The following is an 11264-nucleotide window of genomic DNA, read 5'->3' on the forward strand; positions in this document are numbered from 1 at the left end:
GAGCCGAGGATGGCAGCTTTGGACAACACAGAGGTGAAGGAAGGCGTCGACCAGGAGACGGTCGATGCGGTCCGCTCGCTTTCCGGCAAGTACAAGTACGGCTGGGAAACCGAGATCGAGATGGAATACGCGCCGAAGGGTCTGACCGAGGATATCGTGCGCCTGATCTCGGCCAAGAACGACGAGCCAGAGTGGATGACCGAATGGCGGCTTGAGGCCTATCGCCGTTGGCTTCAGATGGAAGAGCCTGACTGGGCGATGGTCGATTACCCCGAGATCGACTTCCAGGACCAGTATTACTACGCCAAGCCCAAGAGTATGATGGAGAAGCCCAAGTCGTTGGATGAGGTCGATCCCAAACTGTTGGAAACCTATGAAAAACTCGGCATCCCACTGAAGGAGCAGATGATCCTTGCAGGCGTCGAGGGGGCCGAAGACGCTCCCGCCGAGGGCCGCAAGGTCGCCGTGGACGCGGTGTTCGACTCGGTCTCGGTCGGCACCACCTTCCAGGCGGAACTGGCGAAGGCCGGCGTGATCTTCTGCTCGATTTCGGAGGCGATCCGCGAGCACCCGGAATTGGTGAAGAAGTACCTCGCCAGCGTGGTTCCGGTTTCGGACAACTACTACGCGACGCTGAACAGCGCGGTGTTCTCCGATGGTTCTTTCGTTTATGTGCCGCCCGGCGTGCGCTGTCCGATGGAGCTTTCGACCTATTTTCGGATCAACGCCGAGAATACCGGCCAGTTCGAGCGGACGCTGATCATCGCTGACAAGGGGGCTTACGTGTCCTACCTCGAGGGCTGTACGGCGCCGCAGCGAGACACCTCGCAGCTGCACGCCGCCGTGGTTGAGCTCGTCGCCCTGGAAGATGCCGAGATCAAGTACTCGACCGTCCAGAACTGGTTCCCGGGTGACGAGAACGGCAAGGGCGGGATCTACAATTTCGTGACCAAGCGCGCCGATTGCCGGGGCGACCGTTCCAAGGTGATGTGGACTCAGGTCGAAACCGGTTCGGCGGTGACGTGGAAATACCCATCCTGCATCCTGAGGGGTGAGGAGAGCCAGGGCGAGTTCTACTCGATCGCGATCACCAACAACTACCAGCAGGCCGACACCGGCACCAAGATGATCCATCTCGGCAAGAACACGAAGAGCCGGATCGTCTCGAAAGGTATCAGTGCCGGTCGCGCTCAGAACACCTATCGCGGACTTGTTTCCATGCATCCGCGCGCAAAGAACAGCCGCAACTACACCCAGTGCGACAGTCTTCTGATCGGCGACAAGTGCGGGGCGCACACGGTGCCGTATATCGAGGTCAAGAACAATTCCAGCCGGGTGGAGCACGAGGCGACGACGTCTAAGGTGGATGACGACCAGCTCTTCTACTGCCGTCAGCGCGGCATGGACGAGGAAGAGGCCGTCGCCCTTGTGGTCAACGGGTTCTGCAAGGAAGTGCTGCAGGCGCTGCCGATGGAGTTTGCCATGGAAGCGCAGCAACTGGTGGCCATCTCGCTGGAAGGCTCGGTGGGATAGGGCGATGATCCGCCCGGTTCTGCTTTCCGCCGTGCTTACGGGCGTTTTCTGTGCCGTTTTCGCGGTCTTCATCGACTGGGCCACCGACATGCTGGAGCAGAACCAGGTGATCGCTGTCAGTTTTGTTTCGGGTTTTCTGGGATCGATCTTTGCTCAGACCGTTTTGAGCCGCTGGAGGGAAAAGGACGAATGAGAACACTTGCGGCCATCCGCACCCACAGGTGGGGCGAGGACGAAGAGCGTCTGCTCGCGTCCCTTCGGCCTGTGTTCGGTGACGATGTCGCGGTGGTGTTCCATGACCGCCCTGAGAATCTGAAGCCGCCGGTCAGAGTGGCCGATATCAGCGGGGCCTGGGTGGCGGACAACGGATTTCGCCCGATACAGAAATGGGGCTGGCAATGCGGCGACTATTTCTATTACCGGCTGCGCGACGCATTTCCGGCCTATGACCGTATCTGGTTGATCGAACCCGACGTATTCTTTTCGTCGGACCCGGCGGGATTTTTTTCGGCATGCGCCGATGCTCCCGAAGATGTGCTGGGCCTAAGGCCGGGCCCGCGCGTCGGCCGCGGTGCTTTCGGCGAGATCGGCGATCTTCGACCCAGCCGGGCCATTTTTGCGCTCACCCGCCTTTCGGCGCGGGCGATCGACATCCTTGCCGATCTGCGGCGCATCTATTGCCAGTTGCCGCCGGGTCGCTGGAAATTCGCAAATGACGAAACATTCGTTTTCTCCCATGCCTTCGCGCGCGAGGACCTGACCGTCGGCGATATGGAGACCTATGCGCCGGGATGGTTTGACGGCGTTCAGTTCGACACCGATCCCGACATCTTGCTCGAGGCGATCTCGGGGGAATGGCATGTGCCGGGCCGTGCCTACCATCCGGTACGCAGCCGGGATTCGTTCAAGGCGGCGCTAACCTCGCGGTTTGGGAACGGAATCAACTGGTTGTCCGGCATGAAGTCTTCGATCGATGAGCTTGATGACACCGACATCGACGACATCGCGGGCGGTGTTGCCGATATCGTACGCTGGCGGCTGCATCGGATCAGGAACAATCGCAGATTGGCCGCACAGGTTTCCGAGAAACGCCAGGCGCTGGCAGCGGCGGTCGAAGTTGCGGACACAGGAGAGACGCGATGATCGTGACAACCACCCCTTCCGTCGAAGGACGCAGCATTCTTGAATACCGCGGTGTCGTTGTGGGCGAGGCTATTCTCGGCGCGAATGTCTTCCGGGATATCTTTGCTTCCATCACCGATATCGTGGGCGGACGTTCAGCCGCTTATGAGCAGGAGTTGGGCAGGGCCCGAGAGATCGCGTTGCGCGAACTGGAAGAGCGCGCTGTCGCCGCGGGCGGCAATGCGGTGGTGGGCGTCGATCTCGACTACGAGGTGATCAACAACATGCTCATGGTGTCTGCCAGTGGAACGGCGGTGGTTCTGGCGTGATGTTCTGCGGGTCACATATCCTGCCAGGCGGTGCGTTTGGGCCAGATTTGGGGATTCGCAAAGATTTCTCCCAAGCCTTGCCCTTTTTTGGCCTTGTTCCTTTGGGATCTACTGCACAATCCGTAATTGGGGACCTGTGGAATGGCTATCGCAGACACGCAACGAAAAGGGTTCGAAGACCGTCTATCGCGAATCAAGCAAGGCGGAGCGAACACCATGGGCGAGGTTCAGATCGGACCTCGGGACGAAACCGACTCCCGGAAAAGCAAGCCCACCAACACCGTTCGCATCAAGCGCAAGAAGCCCAAGAAGGTGAATATCGGCGAGGGGTCGAATGTGGTCCTCGCTCCGATCGCGGCAGCCGTGGGCGGCCTGTCGATGTTCGTGGGGCAGGCGGCGGAGTACCATCTGTTCCAGCCGGGCGGTTTGTTCAACATCTCGATCCCGCTGGAAGCTGCCGCAATGGCAATTCCCTATGCGCATTTCATAATCGCCATCGCGCTTGCGCTGTCCCTGTCCTGGGCGTTCGGACTGACCAACCTCGTTCGTCGCATGGCGATGATCACGGGACTGGCAGCTGTCACCGTCTGGCAGACGGAACTGGTCGAACGCTATCCGGGTGTCTACACGGGCGTATTCTCGGAAGCCTTCGTGCAAGAAAAACTCGGCTGACGCCGACCCGACCCACACTTCGAAAATCGAACAAAAGGGCCCGCTCCGGCGGAGCCCTTTCTTGTGCTTGAGAGGAAGAAAATGCTGAAAATCAACAATCTGCACGTCAAACTTGAAGACGAAGACAAGCAGATCCTGAAGGGGGTGAACCTCGAAGTTCCCGCCGGCAAGGTGCACGCGATCATGGGCCCGAACGGATCGGGCAAATCGACCCTCTCCTACGTCCTTTCGGGCCGCGACGGCTACGAGGTGACGGAAGGGTCCGCCACGCTCGATGGCGAGGACATACTGGACATGGAGGCCGAGGAGCGTGCGGCCGCCGGCCTGTTCCTCGCGTTCCAGTATCCGGTCGAGATTCCCGGCGTCGGCAACATGACCTTCATGCGCACCGCGCTGAACGCGCAGCGCAAGGCGCGTGGCGAAGAGGAAATGAGCGCGGGCGACTTCCTGAAACTGGTCCGCGAAAAAGCCAAGGGCCTCAAGATCGACGCGGAAATGCTGAAGCGTCCCGTGAACGTAGGTTTCTCGGGAGGCGAGAAGAAGCGGAACGAAATTCTCCAGATGGCACTGCTCGAACCAAAGATGTGCATCCTCGATGAAACGGATTCCGGCCTTGATGTCGACGCCATGAAACTGGTCGCCGAGGGCGTGAACGCGCTCCGCGACGAGGGGCGGTCTTTCCTCGTCATCACGCACTACCAGCGGCTGCTCGACCACATTCAGCCGGATGTCGTGCACATCATGGCCGATGGCCGCATCGTCAAGACTGGCGGGCCTGAACTGGCACTCGAGGTCGAGAACAACGGGTATGCCGATATCCTGGCGGAGGTGGCGTAATGGCGCTGCCGCAAGTCAGGATAGACGCGACCGAGGCGCGGATCGCTGCGCTGGACATTCCGTCCGGAGCGGCATGGGCCAGCGAGGCGCGCCAGGATGCGCTCAGGCGCCTGCGCACCATGGGCCTGCCCGGACCGCGGGATGAGTACTGGCGTTTTACACGCCCCGACGACCTGAACGCGGTGGACGTGCCCGAAGCGGCGCTCTTCGATGCCAAGGGCGAAGCGCCCGTCTTCGGGGAGATCGATCGCCTCAGGATCGTGTTCCGCGATGGCGTGTTCGATGCCGCGGCCTCCGACGATCTGTCGCTCGAAGGGCTGGAAATCGAGCGGCTCGCTTCGGCGACGTCCGCAGATATCCATTGGGCGAAGGACCTTTACGGGGTTCTGGAAACTCGGGGCCAGACACCGGTTGCCCGACCCTTTGCCGCGCTGAACACGGCTTTCGCCACCGATGGTGTCGTGATCCGCGCGACGGGCAAGGTGTCCAAGCCGGTCTCGCTGGTCTACCTTCACGAGCAGACCGACAGCGATGCCATCCTGCATTTCGTGATCCGCGTTGAAGAGGGGGCCGACCTGACCGTGCTCGAGAACGGGCCGGCGGCTGCGCGCTTCAACAAGTGCATGGAAGTTGACATTGCGGACGGTGGCGCCTTCCACCACGTCCGCGCACAGGGCCGAGACCATGAGCGCCGGGCGGTGACGCATCTGTTTGCACGTCTTGGCGAAGAGTCCACGTTCAAATCCTTCACACTGACGGCCAACGGCGTGCTGACGCGGAACGAGGCCTTTATCGAACTGACCGGAGACAACGGGGTGGCCCATATCGCGGGCGCCGCGCTCGGCGATGGTGCGTTCCACCATGACGACACGGTCTTCATCACCCATGACGCGGTGAACTGCGAAAGCCGCCAGGTGTTCAAGAAGGTACTGCGCAACGGCGCGGTCGGTACGTTCCAGGGCAAGATCCTCGTGAAGCCGGGGGCGCAGAAGACCGACGGTTATCAGATCAGCCAGTCGTTGTTGCTGGACGATGACGCCCAGTTCCTGGCCAAGCCGGAATTGGAAATCTACGCCGATGACGTGGCCTGTTCTCATGGTTCGACTTCGGGGGCGATCGATGAAGAAGCCTTGTTCTACCTCCGGTCACGCGGCGTGCCGACGGGTGAAGCGCAAGACCTCTTGACGCTCGCCTTCCTCGCAGAGGCCATCGAAGAGATCGAGAACGAGGCCATCGCCGCCGACATTCTTGGTCGGCTGGAAGGTTGGCTGATGCGGCGCCGCAATCGCTGACCGGAGGACTTCGTGAGCGTCGTTCTGGATATCGTCCGAACGTATCGTGCTCCGCGTGACACGCTCGCGCGGCGCATCGGTTCGCAGGTGCGCGAGGATCGCGCACTGGCGGTGCTGATGGGGGCCTGCATCCTTATTTTCGTGGCACAATGGCCTCGCCTCGCCCGCGAGGCGCATCTCGACGGCGAAATCGGGTTCGACGCGCGTCTTGCGGGCGCGCTATTCGCCTGGCTCTTCATGGCGCCACTGATGTTCTACGTTCTGTCGCTTCTCGTGCAGGGGGCTCTGCGCCTGTTTCGCCGCAAGGCTGATGGCTATTCAGTGCGAATGGCTCTGTTCTGGGGGCTGCTGGCCGCCGCGCCGCTTTTTCTCTTCACGGGACTTACGGCCGGGTTCGTCGGGCCGGGGCCGGCATTGAATCTCGTAGGTGGGCTTGCCTTCGGGGCACTTGTCGTGTTCTGGGTTTCGGGCATTTCTCTCGTCGCCTCAAAGCGAACCGATAGCGGACATTGATCTTGGAACAGGCCCTCATCTCCATCGCAGTCCAGGCATATCGCGAACCTCGCGAGGCCGGCGTTCGGCTTCTGTCGCTCGGAGTGCCCAAGGCCGCGATCTGGCCCGCATTCGGTGTCATCGTGCTGGTCAGCGTCCTTATCGGCGGGATCAGCGATTTGATCGCGCCGCCGGCCGTGGAAGCGCCTGTGTCCTATTTCCTGATGGCCGTCCTTCTGGGCGTCGTCTTCCTGTCCTTTGCCGCTGCGATCTGGAAGGTCGGGCAGTTGCTCGGCGGCAAGGGCAGTTTCGAGGAATCTCTCCTGATTGGCGTCTTCTTCCAAGCCGCGCTACTTCCACTTCAGGCGCTGCAACTCGTCCTGGCGATCGTCATGCCGGGGCTGGCGGGAATATACGGGATTGCATTGCTGCTGTTCGGGATCTGGGTGAATGTGAACCTCATCGACGCGCTGCATGGCTACGCCTCTTTCGCAAGGTCGCTGGGCGTTATGCTGCTTGCGTCCTTCGTCGCGGCCATCGCTCTCCTGATCGCGGTGGCGCTGTTCGGACACTCTCTGCTGGGACCGATGTGATGTATGATGTCCAGAAGATCCGGGCGGATTTTCCTATCCTTTCTCGTGAAGTGAACGGAAAACCGCTTGTCTATCTCGACAACGGGGCGTCCGCCCAGAAACCGAAAGCTGTGATCGACGCGGTGACGCGCGCCTATTCCGAGGAATACTCGAACGTTCACCGCGGCCTTCATTACCTGTCGAACCTCGCCACCGAAAAATACGAAGGCGTGCGGGGCACGATCGCCCGGTTCCTCAATGCCGCCTCGGAAAACGAAATCGTGATGAACTCGGGCACGACCGAAGGCATCAACACGGTGGCCTACGGCTGGGCCATGCCGCGGATGGAGTCGGGCGACGAGATCGTTCTGTCCGTAATGGAGCACCACGCAAACATCGTGCCATGGCACTTCCTGCGCGAACGCCAGGGCGTTGTCCTGAAATGGGTCGACGTGGACGAAACCGGCGCGCTTGACCCGCAGAAAGTTGTCGACGCGATCGGCCCGCGTACGAAACTCGTGGCCGTGACCCATCTCTCGAACGTCCTCGGAACCCGGGTCGACGTGAAATCGATCACCGAGGGCGCCCATGCCAAGGGCGTCCCGGTGCTGGTCGACGGCAGCCAGGCGGCGGTTCACATGCCGGTGGATGTCCGGGACATCGGGTGCGATTTCTACGCCATCACCGGCCACAAGCTCTACGGCCCCTCCGGCTCCGGAGCGATCTATATCCGGGCCGAACGCCAGGCCGAGATGCGCCCCTTCATGGGCGGCGGAGACATGATCCGGGAAGTCCACAAGGACGAGGTCACCTGGAATGACCCGCCGATGAAGTTCGAGGCCGGCACGCCCGGCATCGTCCAGCAGATCGGGCTGGGCGTCGCGCTGGATTACATGATGGGCCTCGGCATGGAAAATATCGCGGCCCATGAAGAGACCCTGCGGGACTACGCCCGGTCACGGCTCGACGGGCTGAACTGGCTGCAGGTTCAGGGAACGACCCGCGACAAGGCGGCGATCTTTTCGTTCACGCTGGACGGCGCGGCCCATGCGCATGACATCTCGACGATCCTCGACAAGAAGGGTGTCGCGGTCAGGGCAGGGCACCATTGCGCGGGCCCTTTGATGGACCATCTCGGGCTGACGGCGACCTGCCGTGCCTCCTTCGGTCTCTACAACACCGAGGCCGAGGTCGATACGCTGATCGAGGCGCTTGAACTGGCGCACGAACTTTTCACCTGATTGCCTGTCACCGGCACCTTCTCGGCCTCTAAAGGCGGAGAAGTCCGCGTCTCACATCCCACGAGACGCGGTTATCTTCCCAACACGCGGCTTGGCCTAAGGGTCAAGATTGCCCAGAATTCTTGCGACCTTGCCGTGGGTTTCCCGGTATTCCGTGTTGTGCAGGAAGTGCGACAACGCATGCAGGATGCGTTGCCAGTCGTCCTTGTTCAGTGCTGTGGTCATTGCGCCACCCCTCTTGCTCGTCCCCACAGGGCGGGTCATCGCACCGAAGCCTTAAAATCGGGTGTGCGCCGCATGGACCTTACGGGCGTGGTGCCGGGTTTTGTCAAACGGCGTCTTGCGTCATCGAAGAGTGGCGGCTATCAGAGCGCCAGGCACCCGTAGCTCAGCTGGATAGAGCGCTGCCCTCCGAAGGCAGAGGCCACAGGTTCGAATCCTGTCGGGTGCGCCATAAAATCAAATGCTTAGCGGATTTTCGGAATGCTCACCTTGGCGCAAGGTAGCAAATAGGTAGCAGAATAAAGCAGAATCCAATGCCCGACCGCCGAGGACGCAAAGCCAGCATCGAATCCTTGATCCCTGACGACCGTGTGCCGTGGGCGCGGGAGGTATGGGCGGGTCGTGCCCAGATCGCGAAGCTGCCCGCCGGGGCGTGGATGCTGAGAGAAGCGGCGAAGGTCATGGGGCCGGACGAGGAAGCCGTGGACGAGGTGCTGCGGTCTTAGCTGCCGCCGAATATGTAAAAGCAAAACCCCATCCTACGGTGCCAAAAGCGACAGGGGGCCGGGCATTGGGACCATTAGAAGCATTATTCGGTCAACAGCACGCGGAACCCATATGCGAAAAGACTGGCCCAATCAGTCCCAAAAAGATCTTCTACCTGCACGGATGGCGTCCCACTCAACAACCGGTAACGGTCTAAACAAGCACTCGATATCCATTTCGTTTAGCCGCGAGCATTCTCCGCTAGACCCAAAGTCGATTTTAGTTCCATCCTCTAGCGAGCCTGAACCCAGAGTGCGATGAGGATAGGGCATATCCCAGCGGCTGCTCCCGTTTGAATGGTTCCGTATGGTGGTCACAACCAAGGTACCGGTCCGGCCATCGCTGCATTCGATGTCAAGAGTATGTCGCAACTGACGAAAGTGCAGGTGCCTGCGCTCGGTGAACCAGTTCTCACCGAGCCACCCCTCGGCATTATTCGTAAGCACACCGTTATCCGAGTTTCCGACGCAGACAAGCGTCCCGCGTTTGACCCGCAATGAAGCTTTTCGCTCTTTGTAGCTCGCCCCTACGTAAAAATCACCAACAAGTATCACCTGTTCTCGGTTTCGGCCTTCCATCTTCATCGCCGCATTCGGCGGAAATAAGGCCGTTCCACAGCCGGAAAAAAGCAACACCAGCAAGCTGGACAAAACAGCAGTTGGTAACCATTTCATGATCGCTGCCTCCCTTGTGAATCAATAGGTGGAGAGGCCGAAATGGGCCTTGATATCAATCAACGTCCGTCGCTGCCGAAATCCTGAATATTCTCTTTTCAGAAGACCGTCTCTTTCGGGACACCCCATCAGAAAGTCCTAGCGCTTGTGATGCGCACGCCAAGCCTTCATGTCCTTGGCCGCCTGTTCTGCCATCCGCCGCCCGATCTCGGCTTCCTGTTCAGCCGTCATCGATCAAGCTCCCACGGCTTGCGGCCCTCGGCCCGTGCCTTGTCCGCCTGCTTCGGGAGATACCGAGCCTGTGGTGTCAGCCTGAGAGCCGTTGCAAGCGTCTTGATCGTCTGCGCCAGCTTCGAATGCGCCGCGATCAGCTTCAGCAATTCGTCAGGGTCGAAGTCTTCCGCCCGCTCGGCTTGATATACAAGCTGCCCGATCCGGCGGGCTGAAACCGTGGCCCGGCAATAGGCCGCCAGGACAGGCGCGTTACCCGCATTGATCCAGTCGGCAGGCAGGCTTTCCGTGATCGCCTTCCAGACTTCGCTTTCTTCATCTCGCAGCGAATAATCCGCATCCATCCGCGCTGAAACTTCCGTTTCGGGCCTCGGAATGGTCAATTCTTCCTGCGATTTTGGGCCTCGTGTTCCCATGTCCTGAAACCTCGTTTGTTACCGTTTCTGACAGAAAGGCTAGCCCCGCCGGTCCGTGGCGTTTTGCCCTAGAAATTGATGTACCCCCCTCCCGTTCGGGACGCTTTTCTCGATGGTTGAGTAGCGCAAACGCAGGAAGTACGCTGCTTTGTGGTGATGAAGAAGCGCCGTCTCGGATGGGAAAGTTCCGTCCGTCGCATTGCGGAGCAGAGAGGAAGAGCTTGAAGGCTCTGAGCGGCTTTTGTGTTGATCAGTTGTCTGGCAAGATACGAAATCCAAAGCGTTCGCGCGAAGCGGCGCCGTTCTTGCTAACTGGCCGGCCACACTCATTTGGCGAACTCCGATCGTTGGAGCAAGTTTGAGAGCTGCCGAGCCATGATGGCCTCTCCTGACCGTCCTCCATGCACCCACCTTGGATGGCTCGGCCCGGCTATGTGGCCACCACCCGCGCCATGAACACGGCACACACGCCAGCCTCGGACCGCAGGGCACTTGCAGCGCTCTCCAGTGGACTTCGCCCTGGCATGGCATCTGGGCGCTTTTCGGAGGCGATGGACAGGGCTCATGGGGTTATTGTCAGCTTTCGTCATCATCCCCCCTCCGGTAGCTGATATCGCCCACCACGGCCTGACCACCGTCTTTCACCTCGACGCGTTCAACCCGAACGACCTGTTGTGCTTTCGCTCGATACTTCTTCAGACGCTCCACCTGCGCCAGGAAGGTCCGATTAAGGCGCGTCAACGATCGCTCGTAGGTCTCCCTGAGTTCAGGGCTGGTTGCGGAGAGAAACCGCGATGACATGCACGATGTCGCAAAGTGCGTGGCGGCCATCTGGTTGACCAGCATGACTTCGATGGCATCTCTCGGCTCCATCTCGATGGCCAGGGCGGGAACGAGTTCAAGCTGATTGAACCCGGCGTTTCCAAGGGCGCCGACGCCGATTTCCAAAAGAAGGTTGGCCGCCTCCTGTGTCTTCAGGCCATACAGCTGGCGTATCTGATCCTGCGTGTCGGGTTGGATGGTGACGCTGTTGTCACTGGTGCGTTCGAGTTTGGGAGCGCTTCGTCCCGGGGCCTCAAGTGCCA

The 11264-nt window shown here is 60.3% G+C and carries 15 protein-coding genes and 1 tRNA gene; 12 read left to right on the top strand and 4 right to left on the bottom strand.

Annotation, left to right across the window (positions count from 1 at the left end):
- The first annotated feature begins 9 nt into the window (after positions 1-9).
- From sufB to ACKLNI_RS00990, 10 genes are all read left to right on the top strand, one after another.
- Positions 10-1533 (top strand): Fe-S cluster assembly protein SufB, encoded by a 1524-nt coding sequence (gene sufB / locus ACKLNI_RS00945; RefSeq protein ID WP_413717116.1) that lies wholly within the window; start codon positions 10-12, stop codon positions 1531-1533.
- 4 nt (positions 1534-1537) lie between these two features.
- Positions 1538-1726, top strand: coding sequence for a hypothetical protein (locus tag ACKLNI_RS00950; protein ID WP_413717117.1), 189 nt, complete (start codon positions 1538-1540; stop codon positions 1724-1726).
- On the top strand, positions 1723-2676 hold the full coding sequence (locus ACKLNI_RS00955) for a component of SufBCD complex (protein WP_413717118.1): 954 nt from the start codon (positions 1723-1725) through the stop codon (positions 2674-2676). Before ACKLNI_RS00950 ends, ACKLNI_RS00955 begins: the two co-directional genes overlap by 4 nt.
- Positions 2673-2984 carry a heavy metal-binding domain-containing protein gene (locus tag ACKLNI_RS00960; RefSeq protein WP_413717119.1) on the top strand — a complete coding sequence of 104 codons (312 nt, stop codon included), beginning with the start codon at positions 2673-2675 and terminating at the stop codon, positions 2982-2984. Before ACKLNI_RS00955 ends, ACKLNI_RS00960 begins: the two co-directional genes overlap by 4 nt.
- Positions 2985-3125: 141 nt before the next feature.
- Positions 3126-3656 (top strand): hypothetical protein, encoded by a 531-nt coding sequence (locus ACKLNI_RS00965; RefSeq protein WP_413717120.1) that lies wholly within the window; start codon positions 3126-3128, stop codon positions 3654-3656.
- 81 nt (positions 3657-3737) lie between these two features.
- On the top strand, positions 3738-4493 hold the full coding sequence (gene sufC / locus ACKLNI_RS00970; RefSeq protein WP_413717121.1) for a Fe-S cluster assembly ATPase SufC: 756 nt from the start codon (positions 3738-3740) through the stop codon (positions 4491-4493).
- The gene (gene sufD, locus ACKLNI_RS00975) at positions 4493-5785 is read left to right on the top strand and encodes a Fe-S cluster assembly protein SufD (RefSeq protein ID WP_413717122.1); all 1293 of its coding nucleotides are present in this window, start codon (positions 4493-4495) and stop codon (positions 5783-5785) included. Before sufC ends, sufD begins: the two co-directional genes overlap by 1 nt.
- A 12-nt stretch (positions 5786-5797) precedes the next feature.
- Positions 5798-6298 carry a YIP1 family protein gene (locus ACKLNI_RS00980; protein ID WP_413717123.1) on the top strand — a complete coding sequence of 167 codons (501 nt, stop codon included), beginning with the start codon at positions 5798-5800 and terminating at the stop codon, positions 6296-6298.
- A gap of 2 nt (positions 6299-6300) precedes the next feature.
- Positions 6301-6870 (top strand): YIP1 family protein, encoded by a 570-nt coding sequence (locus ACKLNI_RS00985; protein WP_413717124.1) that lies wholly within the window; start codon positions 6301-6303, stop codon positions 6868-6870.
- Positions 6870-8090: a cysteine desulfurase gene (locus ACKLNI_RS00990; RefSeq protein ID WP_413717125.1), complete on the top strand. Its 1221-nt coding sequence runs from the start codon at positions 6870-6872 to the stop codon at positions 8088-8090. The genes ACKLNI_RS00985 and ACKLNI_RS00990 overlap by 1 nt, the downstream gene beginning before the upstream one ends.
- A gap of 96 nt (positions 8091-8186) precedes the next feature.
- On the opposite strand, the gene ACKLNI_RS00995 is transcribed toward ACKLNI_RS00990, so the two are convergent.
- Entirely contained in the window at positions 8187-8315 is a 129-nt protein-coding gene (locus ACKLNI_RS00995; RefSeq protein WP_413717126.1) for a hypothetical protein, read from the bottom strand.
- A gap of 152 nt (positions 8316-8467) precedes the next feature.
- Between ACKLNI_RS00995 and ACKLNI_RS01000 the strand changes: the two genes are divergently transcribed.
- Together ACKLNI_RS01000 and ACKLNI_RS01005 are read left to right on the top strand one after the other, a co-directional pair.
- Positions 8468-8544 (top strand) — tRNA-Arg (locus tag ACKLNI_RS01000).
- An 82-nt stretch (positions 8545-8626) separates the two neighbouring features.
- On the top strand, positions 8627-8818 hold the full coding sequence (locus ACKLNI_RS01005) for a hypothetical protein (protein WP_413717127.1): 192 nt from the start codon (positions 8627-8629) through the stop codon (positions 8816-8818).
- A gap of 132 nt (positions 8819-8950) precedes the next feature.
- On the opposite strand, the gene ACKLNI_RS01010 is transcribed toward ACKLNI_RS01005, so the two are convergent.
- The 3 genes from ACKLNI_RS01010 to ACKLNI_RS01020 all read right to left on the bottom strand — a co-directional run.
- A complete protein-coding gene (locus ACKLNI_RS01010; RefSeq protein WP_413717128.1) occupies positions 8951-9532 on the bottom strand; it encodes a hypothetical protein in 582 nt (193 codons plus the stop codon).
- Between the two features lie 227 nt (positions 9533-9759).
- Positions 9760-10179: a hypothetical protein gene (locus ACKLNI_RS01015; RefSeq protein ID WP_413717129.1), complete on the bottom strand. Its 420-nt coding sequence runs from the start codon at positions 10177-10179 to the stop codon at positions 9760-9762.
- Positions 10180-10755: 576 nt separating this feature from the next.
- On the bottom strand, positions 10756-11264 hold a 509-nt coding region (locus tag ACKLNI_RS01020), incomplete at its 5' end, for a hypothetical protein (protein ID WP_413717130.1).

It is taken from the genome of Silicimonas lutimaris, from assembly GCF_047314965.1.
Classification (GTDB): Bacteria; Pseudomonadota; Alphaproteobacteria; order Rhodobacterales; family Rhodobacteraceae; genus JAVJUV01.

What these genes read in the sequence shown, in the direction of transcription:
- sufB (WP_413717116.1), top strand. Translation starts at nt 10, where the DNA reads ATGGCAGCTTTGGACAACACAGAGGTGAAGGAAGGCGTCGACCAGGAG.
- ACKLNI_RS00995 (WP_413717126.1), bottom strand. Translation starts at nt 8,315, where the DNA reads ATGACCACAGCACTGAACAAGGACGACTGGCAACGCATCCTGCATGCG.
- sufC (WP_413717121.1), top strand. Translation starts at nt 3,738, where the DNA reads ATGCTGAAAATCAACAATCTGCACGTCAAACTTGAAGACGAAGACAAG.
- ACKLNI_RS00955 (WP_413717118.1), top strand. Translation starts at nt 1,723, where the DNA reads ATGAGAACACTTGCGGCCATCCGCACCCACAGGTGGGGCGAGGACGAA.
- ACKLNI_RS00950 (WP_413717117.1), top strand. Translation starts at nt 1,538, where the DNA reads ATGATCCGCCCGGTTCTGCTTTCCGCCGTGCTTACGGGCGTTTTCTGT.
- ACKLNI_RS01005 (WP_413717127.1), top strand. Translation starts at nt 8,627, where the DNA reads ATGCCCGACCGCCGAGGACGCAAAGCCAGCATCGAATCCTTGATCCCT.
- ACKLNI_RS01015 (WP_413717129.1), bottom strand. Translation starts at nt 10,179, where the DNA reads ATGGGAACACGAGGCCCAAAATCGCAGGAAGAATTGACCATTCCGAGG.
- ACKLNI_RS00960 (WP_413717119.1), top strand. Translation starts at nt 2,673, where the DNA reads ATGATCGTGACAACCACCCCTTCCGTCGAAGGACGCAGCATTCTTGAA.
- ACKLNI_RS01010 (WP_413717128.1), bottom strand. Translation starts at nt 9,532, where the DNA reads ATGAAATGGTTACCAACTGCTGTTTTGTCCAGCTTGCTGGTGTTGCTT.
- sufD (WP_413717122.1), top strand. Translation starts at nt 4,493, where the DNA reads ATGGCGCTGCCGCAAGTCAGGATAGACGCGACCGAGGCGCGGATCGCT.
- ACKLNI_RS00990 (WP_413717125.1), top strand. Translation starts at nt 6,870, where the DNA reads ATGTATGATGTCCAGAAGATCCGGGCGGATTTTCCTATCCTTTCTCGT.
- ACKLNI_RS00965 (WP_413717120.1), top strand. Translation starts at nt 3,126, where the DNA reads ATGGCTATCGCAGACACGCAACGAAAAGGGTTCGAAGACCGTCTATCG.